Below are 19,404 nucleotides of genomic sequence, written 5' to 3'. Positions count from 1 at the left end.
TCAATATTCATGAGCACCGGTACAGCTGCAGGCAGTAATTGACCATTAATTCTATAGAGAAAGGAATGAAGACGCGACCGCATCCCCAAAAATGAAATGCCTTTTCTCGAAGCCCGGCTTTGAATGCGGCATCGTGGCGCCGAATGAAATCGGAGCCCGCCCATGAACGCGCAATTGCACCATATCAACGCCACGCATCCGGAGGCCACGGTACTGGAGACCGAGCAACAAGCGCTGGCCGTCGCGCAGGAGCTTGCAGCACGCTTTGCCGCTAGCGCCTCGGAGCGCGACAGCGAGAGGCTGCTCCCCTTTGCCGAGATGGATGCCCTGGCACAATCCGGACTGCTGGCGATCACCATCCCCGAGGAATATGGCGGTCTCGATGTTTCGAATGCGGCGCTGGCCGAGATCACGGCGATCCTGGCTGAGGCGGACGGCTCGATTGGACAGATCCCGCAGAACCATTTCTATATCCTTGAGGCTCTGCGCGTCGATGGCTCCGAGGATCAGAAACGCTTCTTCTTCAGCCGCGCATTGGCCGGCGACCGATTCGGCAATGCCTTGTCCGAGCGGGGCACGAAAACGGTCGGGCACTATAATACCCGCATTACCCGCGATGGACCCGGCTATCGCATCAATGGCCGCAAGTTCTATTCGACGGGCGTTCTCTTTGCCGATTGGATCACCGTCTTCGCGCTGGATGAAGCTGACAAGCTGGTCATGGCTTTCGTGCCGAAGGGTACGGAGGGCGTCGAAATCATCGACGATTGGGATGGCTTCGGACAACGTACGACAGGCAGCGGCACGACGGCGCTCAACAATGTCTATGTGAACGCCGACCATGTCGTCCTGCATCATAAGGGCTTCGAGCGGCCGACGACGATCGGTTCCGTCGGCCAGATCATCCATGCCGGCGTCGATCTCGGCATTGCCCGGGCCGCTTTCGCGGAAACGCTCGATTTCGTGAAAACCAGGTCACGCCCCTGGATGGATAGTGGCGTCGACCGCGCCAGCGACGATCCGCTAACGATCGCCAAGATCGGCCAGATCGCCATCCGGCTTGAAGCGGCGGCTGCGACCATCGAACGCGCCGGCCGCAAGGTCGATGCCGCACAGGTCGAGACGACGGAGAAGCGGGTGGTCGAGGCGACGCTGGCTGTTGCTGCAGCGAAGGTACTGACGACGGAAATCGCGATCGAAGCGACGAACACGCTTTTCGAGCTTGCCGGAACAGCCTCCGTGAAGCTCGACCTCAATCTCGACCGTCACTGGCGCAATGCCCGCACGCATACGCTTCACGACCCCGTTCGATGGAAATATCACGTCGTCGGCAATTATCACCTGAACGATGTCATTCCGCCGAAGAATGGCGCGCTTTGACGGATAGACGAGGGCCCCGTCGCAGACGCCGGGGCTTTCATACAAACAAAGGCGTAAGTCAGGAGCGCCACGCTGAGGCCAGCTAGTGCCGATCCATATGGAGCTCCATGGACTGATCGGCGGCCGCCGCGAGGCTTTCCAGACCGGTTGCAACGACCGATACCCTGAACACCCCGTCGAGAGTCTTGTCGAAGATCGCACCGACGACGATATCGGCATCGGCAAAGACTTCGTCGCGGATGCGACTGGCGGCCTCATCGACCTCGAACAACGTCATGTCTGTCCCGCCGGAAATGGAGATCAGCACACCCCGCGCGCCCTTCATGCTCATATCGTCGAGAAGCGGATTGGAGACGGCGGCGTCTGCCGCTTTCAGCGCGCGGCCCGGCCCTGACGCCTCGCCCGTTCCCATCATCGCGCGCCCCATTCCCCGCATCACGGATTTGACGTCGGCGAAGTCGAGATTGATGAGACCTTCCTTAATGATCAGATCCGTAATGCAGCTGACGCCCGCATACAGGACCCGATCCGCAGTCACAAAGGCATTCTCGAAGGTGGTCGTGGCGTCCGCAATGCGAAACAGGTTCTGATTGGGGATGACAATGACGGTATCCGCACTTTCGCGCAGCCGCTCGATGCCCTGGTCGGCCGTGCGCATGCGCCGGTTACCCTCGAAGGTAAAAGGCTTCGTGACGACTCCGACCGTGAGGATGCCCGCCTGACGCGCGGCCTGAGCAATGATCGGGGCGGCGCCCGTGCCGGTGCCACCACCCATTCCGGCCGTCACGAAGCACATATGCGTACCGTGGAGATGATCCATGATCTCATCGATGGATTCCTCGGCGGCGGCTCGTCCGATGTCCGGCAGGGAGCCTGCACCGAGACCTTCCGTCACCTGCGCGCCAAGTTGGATGCGCCTGGTCGCCTTGGACGTCGCAAGCGCTTGCGCATCCGTATTTGCCGCTATGAATTCAACGCCCTGAAGTTGTTGCGCGATCATATTGTTGATCGCGTTGCCGCCGCCACCGCCGACACCGACGACGGAAATCTTCGGTATCACCCCGGAAAGTGGTGCGCGCGTGTCAGCCATGAAGGACTCCATTGGATCAATTTCATTTTCAATCGCGATCGCCTGTCCCTATTGGAAACGGACATTGGAGCGATTCGTGATGGAAGAGATCCTAGTGAGGAACGTGTGCGCATTGCGGCGCGCGGCGGCAGCCCTCCACAGAATAGTGAGTTGAGCACAGGATTTGTGAGCCGGATATCAGAACATCAATCGTCCAGCATCGCGGGAGACCACAATCGGGCGAGCCTGTTTGAAGCTGCGGCGTGTTCCAACACTGGTCCACGCCACACCAGATACCAATGACGCTGGCCGATCTTGAATGCGGATGAAGTCACCATCAGCTCGGATTACGAGCCGATCCACATCTTAAACTCCGTCACGTCCCCGTCCCGGCGTTTAGCTGTAGAGGCTGACCTCTGGAATCCGGTCATTGAGCACGAACTCGCCGACCTCCTTGGCCTTGTAGAATACCGGATCGTGCAGGGTGTGCGTCCGCACATTGCGCCAGAAGCGATCGAAGCGGTATTTCTCCGCGGTCGAGCGGGCGCCGGTGAGTTCGAATACGCGCGAGGTGATATCGAGGGCAACGTGGGTCGCGTGCACCTTCGCCGCATAGGCTTCGGCCGCTGCTTCGCCACGCTCGCGCGCCGTTGCCTTATGTCCCTTTGCAAGAGCTTCCTGAACCACCACCGCAGCACTATCGGCCAAAGCGGCGGATGCCTTGAGGGCTGCAGTGAACTCCCCGACACGTTCGAGAATATAAGGATCGTCCGATGCCCGATCGACGCCAGAGGTGATCCAGGGCCGAGTCGTGGTGCGGACATAATCGACAGCGTCGTGTAGCGCACCCTCCGCCGTGCCCAGATAGAAATTGACGAAGACCAGTTGGATGAGCGGCGTGTTGAAGGTCGCAAGCACCGGCGCTTCGCCACCGGTCGATGCCGCCTTGTCCAGGTCCTCTTCGTAAACAGGAAAATCGTGGAACTCGACACTGCCGCTGTCGGAGAGACGCTGGCCGAAATTGTCCCAGTCGTCATTGGCTTTGTAACCGGCCCGATTGGTCGGGACGGCAAAGCCAACGATCCGGTCATCAAGCGCGGCATTGGCGTTGACGTAATCGGAGACATGCGCAGCCGTGGAAAAGGATTTGCGGCCGTTCAGGACATAGCCGTTGCCGCGGCGCGTCAGCACGAGGCCGGGATCGCGCGGATTGACTGCTGCACCCCAGTAAAGGCTATTGGCGACCGTCTTGCCGCCGAGCTCCTGGGCGCGGGCCTCGTCGAAGGCCCAATAGATGTACTGGCTGTTGACGTAGTGATAGCCGAGAAGCTGGCCGATGGAGCTCTCACCGCGCGCAAGAATGCGCACCAGCCGCAAGCCATCTACCCAATCGAGGCCACCGCCACCGATCTGCGACCCATGCAGCGCGTTCAGCAAGCCGGCATTTTTCAGCTTGACGATCTCACCAAGCGGCGGCCGGCCTTCGCGGTCAAGCTCTGCGGCGCGCTTGGAAAGATCGGCTGCAATCTCTTCCGCTCTGGCAAAGAGATCTTCCCGCGTGACATTACGATTGCCCGCAAAGATGACGTTGGACTGGCTCATGATGTGAACTCCGGTTCAGTAGCGTAATCCGGCGGGATCGGAAATCCCGCCGACATATCGAGAATGGCTGCTTAAAAAAGCTTGTCCGGGATCCAGCTGGCGGTCACTGCATCGCTGGCGCTGAAGGCGGGAACTTTCTTGGCCAGTTCCTCAATCGTCTGGACGTTGGCGGCGCGAAGTCCTTCCTGCGTCAGCAGCGTCGGCTTGACGGTGATCTGATGCGGAACCTCCTGCCCCGCGACCTGCAAGGCGGCGGCACGGATGGAAACGGCGCCGACGACGGCCGGATTGGTCGCGACCGTTGCCACCCATGGGCTGCCCGGTTCGGTGATTTCCTGAATGTCGGCCGTCGATACGTCGGCCGAGTAGATCTTCAGTTTGTCGGCAATGCCGAGATCCGTGGCAGCAAGCTTCACGCCGCGGGCAAACTCGTCATAGGGTGCGAAGACGACTGATATATCGGGATTGGCCGCCAGCGCCGCCTTTGCCTGATCGGCAGTCGAGGTCGCGGTCGTATCGCTGACGTTACCGAAGCGGGCCTTTTCGACGACACCGGCATTCTGCTTCTTGAAAGCATCCCAGACCTCATCGCGACGGTCGAGCGGAGCAAAGCCGGCGACATAGACATAGCCCGCCTTGAAACTGTCGCCATTTTCCTTGACCACCTGCTTCAGGGCGAGGTCGGCAAGTTCGTGATCGCTCTGCTCGACCTGTGGGATCTTCGGATTGTTGAGATTGACGTCAAAGGCAACGACCTTGATATCCTTGTCGAGCGCCTGCTGAACGACGTCGCCAAGCGATTCCGGCAGACCGTGATCGATGACGATGGCGGAAACGCCGAGATTGATCGCCTGAAGGATCTGTTCACGCTGGGCGGCTGCGTCCTGGCGCCCGGGGAAAACGCGAAGATCGATATCGAGCGCCTTGGCCTGCGCTTCGGCACCCGCCTGATAGGCCTGGAAGAAATCGCCGGCGGAAATGTAGCTGACCAGAGCAACTTTTACGCCACCCTTGTCGAAAGGCGCAGGCGCACCGTTCACACCGGCAGCCAGCGCCGTCTGTGCCAGAAGAAGCGGGGCAACGGCCGACAAGGCAAGCCGTGTGAATAATCTCATCGTTGCGATCCTCACGATCCATCGGAAGCGTCGTCTGACGGATAGATGACCCTGCGACGCATGCAATTATTAGATATAAACCCTATGTTTTTAGTAGATTAAATCATCCGATTTTGGCTGGCTTCGGAGATTCTTTGTTCGTTTGCCGAGGGAATGGCCGCAAGGACTTACCCGGCGGAAAAGCCTCAGGCGAAGGGTTCCGCGAGCATTTCCTCGAGATCGGCCCGTGCCTGCGGCGAGAGATAGGGTCGCAACAGGCTCGCGACCTGGCCGAGCCCCCAATGCACATGCTGAGGCGTCAATTCCCCCACACCTTCCTGAAGACCGAGATAGACGGCCCAATAGGTGGCAACGATCCGCATGTTGGTCATCAATGCATTGCGCTCCTCCGCGGCGGCTCTGATCAAGCCAGCCTCTTCCATGCGCTGAAAAATGGCATCGACGGAAACACGCATGCCGGCGCTGACCATCAGGATCGGCCCTCTCAAGCCAGGTGCGATTGCCAACAGGCCGGGAATATCGCGAAAGAGGAAGCGATGGGTCCAGACTAGCGAGAACCATTTGCGCAAAAAGCCGGCATAGGCTTTTGAATCCGCCCCTTCTACGGAATCGGCCTGCCTGACGAGCGCCAATGCATCGGCTTCGAAGCGAGAAAACAAGGCCAGGACAAGCGACTCCTTGGTGCGGAAATGATAATAGAGATTGCCCTGGTTGATGTGCACGGCCTTGGCGATTTCCGCCGTGGTGACGGCTTCCGGTCCTTTCTGATTGAAGAGCGACAATGTCGAGACGAGAATCCGCTCGCGCGTATCGGGCCGCGCAGCCACGTCCTTCTTCCCACCTTTGCTGGCCGTCATCTCGTCCCCCTTGAAGCTCTAAGGTATCCACCTTATTCTTTGTAAGGCAAATACCTTAATCCTGATCTACAGCCATCCGCCGGGCTGAACAAGGAGACTGAAGGATGAATGCACGTGTGAACGCTGCCGATCTCTCGCAGACGACATTTCCCCTCACCCCGCGCTCGATGCCGCATGTCCTCCTGTCGCTGATCCGCAATCCGCTCGACGCACTGCCGCCGGAAATCTTCACCGAGCCCATGGTCTTCACCAAGGTGGGTGGAAAACTGCGGATCTATCTGGCCGATCCCGAGCTCATCTATCAGGCGCTGGTGCGCAATTCCGACGCGCTCGGCAAAGGCGAAGATGTGCGCCGCGTGCTAGGCCCGGCTCTCGGCAACGGCATTCTGACCTCCGATGGCGCCCATTGGAAATGGCAGCGACAGTCGGTGGCCGGGGCCTTTCGCCATGAAAAACTACTAGAACTGCAGCCAGCCATGATTGCGGCGGCCGGGCGCAGGCGTGATCTCTGGCTCACCCGTAAGAACAGCCCCATCGACCTGTGTCAGGAAATGATGCGCACCACCTTCGATATTATCGTCGATACGATGATGTCGGGTGGTGATGGCATGGATGTCGACAAGGTCGAGCGCAATATTACCAACTACCTCAAGCCGACCGGCTGGAAATTCGCGCTCGGCCTTCTTGGCCTGCCCGACTGGATGCCCCATCCCGGCAAGGAGAAGGCGCGATCGGCCGTTGCCTTTCTGCGAACGACCCTTGGTACGGTGATTGCCGAACGACGCCGCAGCGGCGGGGGACGGAGCGATCTGGTTTCCATACTGCTTGACGCAGCCGACCCCGAAACCGGTCGCATGATGACCGATGAAGAGATCATCGACAATCTGATGACCTTCATCACCGCCGGGCACGAGACGACGGCGCTCGGTCTTGCCTGGACCTTCCATCTTCTTGCGCGCCATCCGGATTGCCAGGCCAAGCTCTTCGAAGAAATTGCCACCGTGACCGAGGGCGGCCCGTTGACGGCAGAACATCTCGGCAAGCTCACCTACACTAGGCAGGTCTTTTCGGAAGCCATGCGGCTCTATCCGCCGGCGCCAATCATTTCGCGCGCGGTCACTAGCGAATTTGCCATCGGCACGCACATGATACCGGCGGGCGCCATTATCTATGTACCGATCTACGCCGTGCATCATCATGCGGATCTTTGGGAAGACCCGCAGCTTTTTGATCCCGACCGGTTTGAGCCGGCGGTGGCGCGAAATCGCCATCGCTACGCCTTCATGCCCTTCGGTGCCGGTCCGCGCGTCTGCATCGGCAATGGCTTTGCGATGATGGAGGCCGTCGCGATCCTCGCCGTACTCCTGCAGAAATTCCGCGTAACCGGCTCGACTGAGCCTTCGCCCAAACCGGTCATGAAGGTTACGTTGCGGCCCATGCATCCGCTGTCGATCAATCTCGTGGAGCGATAGTCGAGCGGGTCGTCTGCCCCGAACAGAAACGAGGGGGCGTCTCAGCCGCCCCAAGTCTGTTCGAGGACACGGACCCAGTTCTGATGGGCGATCTTGACAAGCGACTGATCGTCGAAGCCGTGCGCGCGCAGGGCTTCGATCAGCTTCGGCAAGCCGCTCGCATCGCCGAGCGCCGCTGGAATGGTCGTGCCGTCGAAATCGGAGCCAAGCGCGACATGCTCGATGCCGATACGCTCAGCAATGTAAGCGACGTGGCGAACGAGGACTTCGAGTGGCGTATCGGTGTTCCTGACACCATCATCCCGCAGGAAGAGCACGCCGAAATTGATGCCGACCAGGCCGCCGGTATCGCGGATCGCGTCGAGCTGCTTGTCGGTCAGATTGCGGCTGTGAGGGCTGATGGCATGCGCATTGGAATGCGAGGCGACCAGCGGCGCATTCGACAGCTTGGCGATATCCCAGAATCCCTGCTCGTTCATATGCGAGAGATCGATCATGATCCTGAGCTCGTTGCTGGCGCGGATCAGATCCTTGCCGGCGTCGGTGAGCCCTGGGCCGATATCGGGCGACGAAGGAAACCGGAAAGGCACACCATAGGCAAAGACATTGGGGCGGCTCCAGACCGGCCCGAGCGTGCGCAGGCCGGCCTGATGCAGAACGTAGAGAGCATCGAGATCGGCCGCGACCGCTTCCGCACCTTCGATGTGGAATACGGCAGCAAACTGGCCTTCGGCAATCGACCGCTTGATATCACCGGCCGTGCGGCAGACCTTCACGGCTCCCTGGGAGCGCGCTTCAATCGCAAGCAGAAGCCGCGCCATGGCCAGAGTTTCATTCAGCGCGTCGGGCTGAGCAGGTGTTGCGAAATCGGCATTTTCCGCCTTCGGCTGATCCGGCGACGGGATAAATATGGCGCAGAGGCCGCCCGCGAGACCGCCACGGCGAGCGCGAGGCAGATCGATATGTCCGGCAGCTTCGCCATTCAGGAAAGCATCGACGGAATTCAAGCCACCGCGGCGCAGCCGGAGCAGCACGTCATTATGGCCATCGAAGACGGGGATTATCGAGGATTCGGTCATGTCTCATTCCAAAAATTGCAGTTGATATCTGCCTAGGCAAGCTTGGCGGAATGGGCAACTGCAAACTACGTATAAGGTCTGCGAAAATGGAATTGGTCGGTTGCAAGACCCCGCTGTCAAAACGTTCGGAAATTACGATGGCGGCCGGGCGGTGCCAAGGCGGCGAGGCAAAGGCGGAATAGTTTCGCAGCGGTTTTGCAGAGCGTCTCCATGGAGCGAGTTTTCGCTTTTGACGTGGCAGATGTGCCTGCACGAGACAAATCGGCTCAGCCAGCGCAATATTTTGCGGCAATTGCAGCGGGAATATAGGTTTGGCGACCCGCAACACTTGCTTTTTCTAAAATGCGCAGCAAATGAAAGCTTTAGTATGGTGAAAGAGCTGGGAATACGGCAGGAATTACAGCAGCATACCAGCTTGCTGAAGAAGGCGGCTCGAAGCGGAGACAGCCGTCTGCTTGAATAATGGATGGAGCGTAGATGGCGGCGCTCATGTCCTGTTCTAGCCGTATTCGAGGAGAACGGATTGTCTGATTTTCGGCGCGAGGAACGATCCGGATCTGCGTCAGACGAGGCGAAAGAATCGTCATGGCGCAAGGACAGGAAGTCATTACAGTCAGAACGGCGGCGCTTCCCGCGACCGGAGAAGGCGGCGACGGAGGAAGCCCTGCCGCCTCCAGCCTTGCAGCCGCTGAAGTTTTCGACGCGCGACATCGAGCCGGCCGCGCAATTTGCCGCCTGGCAAGCTTATGTCGCTCCCGTGGCCGACGTGCGACTGCCGGATAATATCCCGCCGGAAGTCGGCTTTCCGGCCGATCATATCGCATGGAATCTGGGCGGCATGCTCATCGTTCAACAGGATACGCCGCCCCACAGCTACATGCGATCGCAGGCGAAGGTGAAAACCAATCACATCGATCACTGGCAGGTCTCAGTGCCGACCAGTGGCCGGACCTGGACGGAAGTCGATGGCCACGTTCTGGAAGGCGAGCCGGGCAAGGTGGAACTGCGATCGCTGGGACACCCTTTTCGAGGGCGCTCGACGGAGGCGAAGGGCCTCTCGCTCTTCCTGCCGAGGGCATTGCTGTTCGACGTTCCCACACCGGTCGAGATCGAGAACAATATTGCGCTTTCCGGCGTGTTCACCAGCATGTTGATCGAATTCCTCGATAGCGTCGAAAACAATCTCGCGCGCTTTGCAGCCACCGATCTGCCGCATGTCGTCCAGACGGTGCGCAATATGATTGTGGCTTCCGTTTCGACCTCGGCGGCGCAATCGACCGGCACGGAACAGCATAGCATTCTCGCCCTGACGGAACGCGTGCGGCGGTTCGTGGAAAGCAATCTCATTTCGGGCGATCTGACGGTCGAGCACATATGCCGTGAGCTCGGCATATCCCGCACCAGGCTCTATCAGATATTCGAACAATATGGCGGCGTGCATCACTATATTCAGCGCCGTCGCCTCCTGTCGGCTCATGCCGCCCTCAGCGATCCCGCCAATCGGGAACAGATCGTCGACATTGCCTTTGCAGTCGGCTTTTCCTCGGCAGCGCACTTCAGCCGAGCCTTCGGCAAGGAGTTCGGCTATAGTCCCCGTGAAGCCAGAAACCTTACCATCCCGCGCTATCTCGGGCAGGTCATCTCACCGGCATCCTCCGGCAGCAGCCACTCCTTCGACGAATGGCTGAAAACCCTCGGCTACTATCACTAGACCGCGGATTTCTATGCCTCAAAGCGGGCGCGCCCGGAGGGCACGCGCAAGCGAGGAGCACGTCTTCCCACCCATCCCCGTGTCGGCCCGAAACCGCACTTCAGCAATTGCGAAAATGGACGCTGCTGCAAGTTTCCGGATGCACGTCTAACGACATATGGTGCGTAACCCATTAAAAAAGAAGAACAATAGTCGTTCGGAGACCGAAGCCCTGGTGTTTGGTGAATGTACTGTGCGTCCAACGGGGCAAGTCATAGGGAAAACAGCAATGGTATCTACTCGCCAGACAATAGAGATCAGCAAGCCTCAGCATCCCGTCAATGACTCATACCGCGCAGTCGAGCGGGAAGAGGTCCTTGAAGTGGCCTTTCGTGACTTTGTTCAAATGGCGCTCGCTGCCGGCTGGAACGAGCCCGAGGTTGCTTTGACCTTGGCCGATATCGCCGATGACTATGTGATGGCTCTCGCTGGTAGAGTTGCTGAGAAATAGTGTACCGCGTCCGTCCGCGCTCCGCAGGGGTGAGCACGAACGGTTAGAAGCAACTCTCCAGCATGCCGTCGGTGACACCGCTCAAAAGAACAAGAAGGCGGCTCACCGGCGGCATGAATTTTATTCGGCAAGCAGTCAGCATGCTTCCTTCATGCCCTGCCCCATCCAGGCAAGATTTGTAGAAAGCAGGTCACGATGAAGATCAGGCAACATCTCTGGTTTCAACATGACATGGAAACGGCGATCGAACTTTATACGTCGCTTATCCCGGGTTCGGCAGCCGGATGGGTCTCAAGTATTCTCACCGACAATCTGAATGGACCGGCCGGCAGCGTAAAGTTTGCAGGTTTCACACTTGGAAATCGCGCCTATATGGGCTTCGAGGCAGGGCCATTCGACCGCTCGGAGCATAGTTCTTCCATCACAGTCGAATGTGCGACACAGGACGAGGCGGACCGTTTGCGTTATGCGCTGGGGAAAAGCCGTCCCGACGATCGCGGCCTTGTGAGAGATCCATGGGGCATATATTGGCAGTTTCTGGTCAGGCAGCAAAGCGCTGACGCCAAAATATCCGCCAAATCCGAGAAAATCGACAGCGTCACGGTCACAAAAAAGAAATTCGCCGCCGCCTGAAAGGCGCGGCAAAGCTATCGTAAAACTCGAAGGTCGCAGCAAACGCATGGCTTTCAGCCAGTCGAGAGCATGCGCTGCCGTGATGTAAGCGGAGGCCGACCCACACTCGGCTTCCGCTTATGCTCTATTTCGAGCGTCAGTCGAGGACCGGGCAGCCGCGCCGATTGGCGAAGACCATGCGGTCCGGACCGCCATCGTTCCAGCCGCGAACGACGATGCGGCGTCCGTTACTGTCGACCGAATCAATGCGACGGAAGCCTTCCGCCCGCGCGGCGCGCATGAGATCGCGTCTGTCGCAACCGCGGTCACGATCCCAGCCCCTGTCGCGGTCACGATCCCAGCCGCGCGGCGGACCTCTCCAGTCCCGACCCTGGTCGCGCTGCCAAGGCGGCGGCGCATAATCATCATCGCCGCCATAATACTGCGCCGAAGCGACAGACGTCATCAGTTGCAACGCGGCCAATCCGACCACGGCAACACGCGAAATCCGTACCAAACCTTCAAGCATTTCCCTTACCCCCATTTCCTGTCTTGTAGACAAGAATAAAGATATGCCGATTCGCATGAACTCTGCCTGAACGCAGTCGGAACTGGATTGGGTGTCGCGCTGGCGCCCGATCGCAGCGCCTTTGCGCGACATGTCTCAGCTGAAGGGAAAGGCGCAAAATTCCGCGCTCTCCTCGGCACGCACCGACAGCGCATGAAGGCGCGGGCAAGCCTCTACGTCCAGGGCATCGGGTAGCATCTCGCGCGTAAAGCGAAACGCGACAACACTGGTGATATCAGCCTGGAGCGGCCGTCTACCGAAGAGCCAGGGATCGGCCTGCGGCATCTCCGCCTCCAGCAGACGGTACGCCGCCGCAAGCTGACCATGAATTCGATCAAGCCAGGGCTGATGCTGCTTTTCCATAGGACGCAGCTTATGCTCGTAGACGATCTGAACCGTCTTTTCACATGCTGCCAGCGCAAGACCGATGATGCGCAGAGACCGGGCATGAGCGTGCGGATCGACGGGCATGAGGCTGCGCCCGGGTGGCGCGATGCGTTCGGCATGCGCGAGAATCAGGCTCGAATCCATCAAGACGGTTCCCTCATCCGTGACGAGCGACGGTGCCTTCACGACGGGATTGATATCGGCAAAAGCCTCGAAAGCGCTGAAAACAGAAAGCGGCTCATGCACGAATGCTATATCGAGTGCGCGCAGCGAGATCGCCACACGCCTGACAAAAGGCGAATCCAGCATTCCGATCAGTCTCATATCCACCATCACCATCTCTTTGCTTGGACAAGCGCAAGGACCGCGCCGCGATCCGATGAGGAATAGTAGTCGTGGGCGGACGGCTATTGCCAGTGGCCGAAAAGGCCATTAGCGCAAGGATCATGCCAAAGAATGCCAACCCGCTTGTCGTCATCGCCGCCTATGACCAGCTCTGCACCTTCGAATTCGGATGCGCCTTCGAAGTGTTCGGATTATCGCGACCGGAAATGGAGCTGGGCTGGTATCGCTGCACGACCGCTGCAGTAGAGCCCGGACCCATTCGAGGTGCCGGCGGCCTGACCGTCAATTCGGACGGTGGCCTCGAGCTGTTCGATCAGGCGGATACGATCGTCATACCGGGTTGGCGAGGGCCGGGCGCCGCGGCTCCCGAGCCGCTTCTCGAAGCGCTACGGAAAGCCCACGCCAAAGGTGTCCGGCTGGTGTCGATCTGCGGAGGCGCCTTCGTGCTGGCTCAGACCGGCCTGTTGTCCGGCAGACGCGCGACGACCCATTGGCATCATGCCGCAAGGCTTGCTTCCGCCTATCCGGAAATCGATATCGAGCCGCACTCCCTCTATGTCGACGAAGGCGACATATTGACATCGGCCGGCAGTGCGGCCGGGCTCGATCTTTGCATTCATGTCGTGCGCAAGGATTTCGGCGCCAAGGCGGCCAATAGCGTAGCCCGGCGACTTGTCGTCGCCGCCCATCGCGAAGGCGGCCAAATGCAGTTCATCGAGCGCCCGGTCGCGGGGCGCGGTGCCACGCGGCTATCCGCTCTGCTAGATGCGATCCGGAGAGACCTCGCACAACAATGGAGCGTCCAGCGCATGGCGGAAGAAGCATGCGTAAGCGTGCATCGTCACATTCGCGAGGCGATGGGGGTCGCACCGGGGGAATGGCTTCAAAACGAGCGTCTCGCGCGATCACGCGAGCTTCTGGAAGAAACAAGCCTTCCTGTTTCGGTCATCGCAATGCATGTCGGTCTGGGAAGCGCTGCAAACTTCCGTCATCATTTTCGCACAAGCGTCGGATTGTCACCGACAGCCTATCGATCGCGATTCCGCAGCGCCGACGGCGAACAACAATCTCGTGCGTCTAACTGAACAATATCTATCGCGATTTGGAGCCTTTGGAGATGTAGGATCTACCCCCGGCTGTACGGCGAGGACGCGGCGTCGCCCGCGAGAGCCGATCTCCGCGGTGCCAGTCTGTGATTGCCGAATGGACCGATTGGGATAGAAGCATCGCCCCGGCCAGGCAATAGAGCAGGACGATGATGGCTGCCTCGACGATCAGAGGCAGAAATGCAAAGCGAGCGCCCGGGCTTTCCTCCTCTTCCGGGAGCAGATCAGGCAACCCGAGGATCATCGCCGTTAACGGCGAGGCAAGGATAGCAACGAAAGCGACACCATGAATCCAGAGGCGAAATCGAGGCAATTTTCCCGCCACCCAAAAGGCCAGAAGCGGAGCGCCTATATTGCATATCAAGCCAAGTAAAACAGCGATCTCTGTCGGCAGGATCGAATCGTCGTGCATGAATTCCCAATCCCTCAATGCTACCCAGATTAGTGCCATGCACCCTAAAAAACAACTTGATCGTCTGCGCCCACACCCAGCAGAAATGAGGCTTTCACCGCTACAAATGATCGGAAATCATTGCCACCATGGTTCGCGGCGATGCCATTTAAGATCACGCCGGCGGCTCCTTCCCTCAGCCTTCCTGTCACCCTTCAAATGATCCAGATAGCCGCCCAGGACACTATTGATGAAAACATGGGTTTTCGTCAGACTTGAGCCGAGCCGCCTGAATCTGGCCTCCTTGTCCTGTTCCATCTGCTGGAGCACCTTCCAGAAGACGAAGCTGTCATGGCTTTCCTTCAGTGTCAGGAAATAGCCGGAGGAATAAGCCCCTTCGAAACGGTCGATGAAGGTCAATATCGCCGGATGACGCAGGTTGTATCCCACCCATCCGCATTCGGGATAGATTCTCCTGTTCAGATAGGCGGCAAGCTGATTTCCACGCGGGGCGATTCCATCGAGAAAACTCTTCGGAATGGGCCTATGGGTCACGGTATCGGCATCAAGCCATATCAGCTGATCGACCGTGTTATGATGGCGCCTGACGGCATCGGCGACCGCAAAGACCTTGTTGGAAAAGCGCACGGCGTCCCACCGGAAATCCCGCACCAGCCCATTGCGTGACGAGATATATCCGTTTGCCTGCGGTTCGCTGCCATAGGCATCGCGAAAGCCGCACAGCCGGGGCAATGTCTCGCAATGATCGAAAACCAGAAGACGGCGGTCCTTCTCCTCGATTTCGACATTCTCGGCATAGATGACCAAAGAGACTTCCTTCGGCCAGCAGGCAAGGAAGGTCTCGATACATTTCTTGCCGTAGTCACGATAACCCTTTTCATGAAAGGTGGTGACAACGATATGGCTCAGCTCTTCCCGTTGCCACGGATTGGTCAGAAACATCGGCAGTCGGACTCCGCAATAAGATAACTCCCCATGCGTCTATCCGATCGTCTTGGCCTGCCGGTTTCCAAATATTTCCGAACTGTGGATTTTCAGGGAAATCTTGTTGCAAAGCTTAGGCTTAAAAGGGCTGGAACCCACATGCAGGCATCGCGGCTCACCTGGTTCAAACGGACCTGTCGCCGACATCAATCTAGGCATGCGTCGGAAGGGAGGAATTATGAAGAGATATCAGGACGCGCCGTCAGCCGCTCCATAACCATCGATTCCCACGATTGTCGGCTTGAAGGCTACGGTTTTCCGCATTGCATCCCCGCCGGTCACGACCGCATGGCGCACCAATTGCGCCGCAACCTCACCAATAGCGCGTCGGGGCGAGCGGGAGGTTGCGATCGGCGCGGGTAGCGAAGCGACCAGATCCAGCCCGTTGAAGCCGGCAATCAGGATCTTCTCAGGAACCGCGACACCCAGCTCCATGCAGGCAAACAAGCCGCCGCTCGCCATGTCGTCGTTGGAATAATAGATGCAATCGAGATCCGGCACCGCTGCAAGCAGCGATGTCGTGAGCCGCTTTCCAAGCGCGATCGAGGAAAAGGCATCATCGGTTCGCTCCTCGGCAAACCCCAGACCATGGGCATGCAGGACGCGTTCGAAGCCGGCCTTGCGCTTGGCCGCGCGCAGATCCTTTACCAGAGCACTGCCGACATAACCGAACCGTCTTCGTCCCGCCGCAATCAGCGCCTCGGCCATATCCTCCCCCGCCGCACTATGAGACAGTCCGACATTGAAATCGATCGGCGTGCCATCGAGATCCATGAGCTGGATAACCGGAATATTGGAGTGGCGGAGCAGCTCCACGGTCTCCTCCGGCTGATCGAGCCCGGTGACGATGATGGCGCAGGGCTGCCAGGAAAGCATGTCGCGGATGATCTCGCGCTCCTTGGCTATATCATAGTCAGATATGCCGAACACGGCCTGCATGCCGGAACCGTCGAGTCCGGCGGAAATACCGGCGAGGACCTCCGGAAAGACGATGTTCGACATGCTGGGAACGACGACGGCGACCAGATTGGTGCGCTGCGAAGACAAGGAGAGCGCCAGCCTGTTGCCGACGTAGTTCATCCGCGTCGCTGCTTCGATCACCCTGTCACGCGTCTCGCTGGAAACGTCGGCGACGCCGCGAAGCGCACGCGATGCCGTCATCTTGCTGACGCCCGCTTCGATCGCGACTTCTTCCAGAGTGGGTTTGCGCATCCCCAAGCAACCCTCGATGAACCATGGCGGCTGGCACGATGCCGCCCCTCTTCATAGAATGTTTCCCGAAAAAGGCAAACATCCTCCTATTGACAAATACCGGGAAATTGAGGCTTGTTATCGATACCGGTACCGGTAACATAGCCGAAAATTGCAGAGGTAGCACTGTGCAGAACACGAAGAAGGCCGCCGTCATCGGCCTGGGGTCCATGGGTTGGGGCGCCGCCCTGTCCCTTCTCAAGGCAGGTTTTGCCGTCAGTGGCTGCGATGTTCGCAGCGAGGTTCTTGCCCGCTTTGCCGAGAACGGCGGCTCGCCCTGCACGACGCCGGCATCAGCGGCCGACGATGTAGACGTGATCCTTGTCTACGTCGTCAACAGCAAGCAGGTCGAAGACGTGCTTTTCGGCCGAGACGGTGCGCTGAAGACCGCACGGCCCTCAACCGTGTTCCTGCTCTGTACGACCATGGCCCCGAGCGCTACGATCGCCATTGCGGAACGACTGGAGGAAGCAGGCATGCTCGTTATCGACGCTCCCGTCTCCGGCGGCCATGTCCGTGCGCTTTCGGGTGAGATTACCGTCATGGCATCTGGCACTCCCGAAGCTTTCGAACGAACCTCCGCGGTGCTCGAAGCCATCTCGGCCAAAGTGTTTCGGCTGGGAGATCGTCCTGGCGCCGGCTCGCAGGTCAAGATGATCAACCAGCTGCTGGCCGGCGTGCACATCGCCGCGACAGCCGAGGCCATGACGCTTGCCGCCAAGGCCGGCATCGATCTGAAAACGCTCTATGACGTGATCTGCGTATCTGCCGGCTCGTCCTGGATGTTCGAGAATCGCGGCGAGCACATCGTATGCGGCGATTATACGCCGCGTTCGGCGGTCAACATTTTTGTCAAGGATCTCGGGATCGTCACCTCGGAAGCTGACAAAGCCGGTGCTGTTACTCCACTTGCAGCAACGGCGCTCAACCTCTTTGTAGAAGCATCGGAGGCGGGCCTGGGCCTGGAGGATGACGCGGCCGTTGCGAAGATCCTGGCCGCTAGGAGCGGTGCCAGCCTGCCGGGCGTAAAGGATTAGGCCATGACGCTCCTGCTTGGCTGCATCGCGGATGACTTTACGGGGGCGACCGATCTGGCCGCGCTGTTGGCGCGCAGCGGATTGCCCGTTTCGTTGCGGATCGGCATTCCGCAAGACAAACGCGACCCAAACGAGACGGCGGCCTTCGAGGTCATCGCCCTCAAATGCCGGACATCACCTATCGATACCGCCGTTGATCAGGCACGTCAGGCGCTGGCATGGCTGAAGGACGCCGGTGCTAGCCGCTTCTTCTGGAAATATTGCTCGACATTCGACAGCACCGCCGAAGGCAATATAGGTCCAGTCGCGGATATGCTGATCGCCGAGACCGGCGCGACCCAGACGATCTATTGCCCCGCCTTTCCGGAGAACGGACGCAGCGTCTTCATGGGTTATCTCTTCGTCGGCGAACAGCTTCTGTCGGAAAGCCCGATGAAGGACCATCCGCTGACCCCGATGCGCGATTCCAACCTCGTGCGGCTTCTGACACCGCAAGTGTCCGGCCGGGTTGGCCTTGCCAATCGCAACATAGTTTCAAAGGGCGCCGTAGCATTGAAAGCACGGCTGGAGGAGTTGGGCAGTGAGGGCATTCGGCATGTGATTGTCGATGCCATATCCGACAATGATCTTCGAACGATCGCGGCGGCATCCTTCGACATGCCGCTGCTGACGGGCGGCAGCGCGATTGCCGGCCAGCTTCCACGATTTTACATGGAACAGGGCCTCGTCAGCTTCTCCGAACATCGACAGACATTGCCAAAGGTCACCGGCGGCTCGATCGTCCTATCCGGCAGCTGCTCTGCCATGACGCGCCGGCAGGTTACCGACTATGCCGACAAAGTTGCCACCCTGCGGCTCGATCCGATCGCGCTTGCGCAAAACGGCGCAAGTGCTGCGCTGGAGTGGTTGCATCAGCAATCTCCCGATGCACCGAAGCTCATCTATGCCACCGCCGAACCCGACGAGGTGCGGCAAGCTCAGGAGCAGCTGGGCAAGGACAAAGCGGGGCGGGTCGTCGAAGATGCTCTTTCGAAGATAGCCCGCATCGCTTTCGATTGCGGCACGCGCCGCTTCGTCGTTGCAGGCGGCGAGACATCCGGCGCGATCACGCAGGCGCTCGGCGCGGCGCATCTGACTATCGGACCAGAAATTGCACCCGGCGTGCCTTGGACTTTCACGACCCTTGGGAATGAAACAGTCGCCCTGGCTCTAAAATCTGGCAATTTCGGCGAGGAAACCTTCTTTACGGACGCTTTCGACAGATTGGGAGCGGCATGAGCGAAGAAGCCGCGCTGCGCGAACAGATCTGCATGATGGCCAAATCGCTTTACGATCGCGGCCTGACCGCTGGCTCCTCCGGCAATATCTCGGCGCGGCTCAGCGACGGACGGCTGCTGGTGACGCCGACGGGCAGCTCCTTCGGTCGCCTCGACCCCGCCCGCCTCTCCCTCTTTGACAGCAGCGGGCGCCTGATCGGCGGCGACAAGCCGACGAAGGAAATGCCGCTACATGCCGCCTTCTATGAGACTCGGCCGAAAAAGACGGGCGCCGTCGTCCATCTTCACTCCAGCCATTCGGTGGCACTCTCGATCCTGCCTGGCGTCGACGCCGACAACATGCTGCCGCCGCTGACAGCCTATTCGATCATGAAGCTCGGCAAAGTGAAACTCCTGCCCTATTTCATGCCTGGCGATCCGGCCATGGGCGATGCCATCCGCGGCCTGGCCGGCAAGCGCAGCGCCGTGATGCTGGCGGCACATGGTCCTGTCGTTTCGGCGAAGGATCTGGAAGCCGCTGTCTATGCGATGGAAGAACTGGAAGAGACGGCAAAGCTTGCCATACTGACGCGAGGAGCCAATCCTTCGCTGTTGACGGATGCGCAGATCGCCGATCTCCTCCGCACCTATGATGTGGAATGGGACTGAAC

General features: G+C 59.3%; 18 protein-coding genes. 9 read left to right on the top strand and 9 right to left on the bottom strand.

The features are described 5' to 3' along the window. Window positions 1–162 precede the first annotated feature (162 nt). On the top strand, window positions 163–1,380 hold the full coding sequence (locus AC13RC_RS16820; RefSeq protein WP_488557864.1) for an SfnB family sulfur acquisition oxidoreductase: 1,218 nt from the start codon (window positions 163–165) through the stop codon (window positions 1,378–1,380). Between the two features lie 82 nt (window positions 1,381–1,462). On the opposite strand, the gene ftsZ is transcribed toward AC13RC_RS16820, so the two are convergent. The 4 genes from ftsZ to AC13RC_RS16800 all read right to left on the bottom strand — a co-directional run bounded on the left by ftsZ (window position 1,463) and on the right by AC13RC_RS16800 (window position 6,023). Then, entirely contained in the window at window positions 1,463–2,470 is a 1,008-nt protein-coding gene (gene ftsZ / locus AC13RC_RS16815; protein ID WP_488557863.1) for a cell division protein FtsZ, read from the bottom strand. A 375-nt stretch (window positions 2,471–2,845) separates the two neighbouring features. Continuing rightward, window positions 2,846–4,051 (bottom strand): acyl-CoA dehydrogenase family protein, encoded by a 1,206-nt coding sequence (locus AC13RC_RS16810; RefSeq protein ID WP_488557862.1) that lies wholly within the window; start codon window positions 4,049–4,051, stop codon window positions 2,846–2,848. Between the two features lie 71 nt (window positions 4,052–4,122). Then, window positions 4,123–5,166, bottom strand: a complete 1,044-nt coding sequence (locus AC13RC_RS16805; RefSeq protein ID WP_488557861.1) for a substrate-binding domain-containing protein — start codon at window positions 5,164–5,166, stop codon at window positions 4,123–4,125. A 185-nt stretch (window positions 5,167–5,351) separates the two neighbouring features. Further along, window positions 5,352–6,023 (bottom strand): TetR/AcrR family transcriptional regulator, encoded by a 672-nt coding sequence (locus AC13RC_RS16800; RefSeq protein WP_488557860.1) that lies wholly within the window; start codon window positions 6,021–6,023, stop codon window positions 5,352–5,354. A 104-nt stretch (window positions 6,024–6,127) separates the two neighbouring features. On the opposite strand from AC13RC_RS16800, the gene AC13RC_RS16795 reads away from it, so the two are divergent. Beyond that, window positions 6,128–7,495 carry a cytochrome P450 gene (locus AC13RC_RS16795; RefSeq protein ID WP_488557859.1) on the top strand — a complete coding sequence of 456 codons (1,368 nt, stop codon included), beginning with the start codon at window positions 6,128–6,130 and terminating at the stop codon, window positions 7,493–7,495. A 41-nt stretch (window positions 7,496–7,536) separates the two neighbouring features. On the opposite strand, the gene AC13RC_RS16790 is transcribed toward AC13RC_RS16795, so the two are convergent. Then, the gene (locus tag AC13RC_RS16790) at window positions 7,537–8,574 is read right to left on the bottom strand and encodes a dipeptidase (protein ID WP_488557858.1); all 1,038 of its coding nucleotides are present in this window, start codon (window positions 8,572–8,574) and stop codon (window positions 7,537–7,539) included. Between the two features lie 523 nt (window positions 8,575–9,097). Between AC13RC_RS16790 and AC13RC_RS16785 the strand changes: the two genes are divergently transcribed. The 3 genes from AC13RC_RS16785 to AC13RC_RS16775 all read left to right on the top strand — a co-directional run bounded on the left by AC13RC_RS16785 (window position 9,098) and on the right by AC13RC_RS16775 (window position 11,408). Beyond that, complete coding sequence (locus AC13RC_RS16785; RefSeq protein WP_488557857.1) at window positions 9,098–10,285, top strand: helix-turn-helix domain-containing protein; 1,188 nt, start codon at window positions 9,098–9,100, stop codon at window positions 10,283–10,285. A 268-nt stretch (window positions 10,286–10,553) separates the two neighbouring features. Beyond that, the gene (locus AC13RC_RS16780) at window positions 10,554–10,775 is read left to right on the top strand and encodes a hypothetical protein (RefSeq protein ID WP_069609932.1); all 222 of its coding nucleotides are present in this window, start codon (window positions 10,554–10,556) and stop codon (window positions 10,773–10,775) included. 195 nt (window positions 10,776–10,970) lie between these two features. Further along, entirely contained in the window at window positions 10,971–11,408 is a 438-nt protein-coding gene (locus tag AC13RC_RS16775) for a VOC family protein (protein ID WP_113350974.1), read from the top strand. Between the two features lie 136 nt (window positions 11,409–11,544). Here AC13RC_RS16775 and AC13RC_RS16770 read toward each other — a convergent pair whose 3' ends face one another. Both AC13RC_RS16770 and AC13RC_RS16765 read right to left on the bottom strand, forming a co-directional pair. Continuing rightward, complete coding sequence (locus AC13RC_RS16770) at window positions 11,545–11,916, bottom strand: hypothetical protein (RefSeq protein ID WP_168192600.1); 372 nt, start codon at window positions 11,914–11,916, stop codon at window positions 11,545–11,547. A 135-nt stretch (window positions 11,917–12,051) separates the two neighbouring features. Then, the gene (locus tag AC13RC_RS16765; protein WP_488557856.1) at window positions 12,052–12,675 is read right to left on the bottom strand and encodes a glutathione S-transferase family protein; all 624 of its coding nucleotides are present in this window, start codon (window positions 12,673–12,675) and stop codon (window positions 12,052–12,054) included. Window positions 12,676–12,788: 113 nt separating this feature from the next. Between AC13RC_RS16765 and ftrA the strand changes: the two genes are divergently transcribed. Continuing rightward, on the top strand, window positions 12,789–13,772 hold the full coding sequence (gene ftrA, locus AC13RC_RS16760; protein WP_488557855.1) for a transcriptional regulator FtrA: 984 nt from the start codon (window positions 12,789–12,791) through the stop codon (window positions 13,770–13,772). A 550-nt stretch (window positions 13,773–14,322) separates the two neighbouring features. On the opposite strand, the gene AC13RC_RS16755 is transcribed toward ftrA, so the two are convergent. Both AC13RC_RS16755 and AC13RC_RS16750 read right to left on the bottom strand, forming a co-directional pair. Next, entirely contained in the window at window positions 14,323–15,147 is an 825-nt protein-coding gene (locus tag AC13RC_RS16755) for a hypothetical protein (protein ID WP_152092935.1), read from the bottom strand. A 231-nt stretch (window positions 15,148–15,378) separates the two neighbouring features. Next, window positions 15,379–16,401, bottom strand: coding sequence for a LacI family DNA-binding transcriptional regulator (locus AC13RC_RS16750; protein WP_488557854.1), 1,023 nt, complete (start codon window positions 16,399–16,401; stop codon window positions 15,379–15,381). A gap of 167 nt (window positions 16,402–16,568) precedes the next feature. Between AC13RC_RS16750 and ltnD the strand changes: the two genes are divergently transcribed. From ltnD to otnC, 3 genes are read left to right on the top strand one after another with little or no spacing between them, the layout of a single operon-like run. Beyond that, window positions 16,569–17,477, top strand: a complete 909-nt coding sequence (ltnD, locus tag AC13RC_RS16745) for an L-threonate dehydrogenase (protein WP_488557853.1) — start codon at window positions 16,569–16,571, stop codon at window positions 17,475–17,477. A gap of 3 nt (window positions 17,478–17,480) precedes the next feature. After that, window positions 17,481–18,755: a 3-oxo-tetronate kinase gene (otnK, locus tag AC13RC_RS16740; protein WP_488557852.1), complete on the top strand. Its 1,275-nt coding sequence runs from the start codon at window positions 17,481–17,483 to the stop codon at window positions 18,753–18,755. Continuing rightward, the gene (gene otnC / locus AC13RC_RS16735) at window positions 18,752–19,402 is read left to right on the top strand and encodes a 3-oxo-tetronate 4-phosphate decarboxylase (protein ID WP_488557851.1); all 651 of its coding nucleotides are present in this window, start codon (window positions 18,752–18,754) and stop codon (window positions 19,400–19,402) included. Before otnK ends, otnC begins: the two co-directional genes overlap by 4 nt. Window positions 19,403–19,404: the final 2 nt, after the last annotated feature.

Source organism: Martinezella sp. CNPSo 3890, from assembly GCF_057784455.1.
Note: the sequence above shows the minus strand (reverse complement) of the source record. Positions and strands in the feature narration are given on the sequence as shown.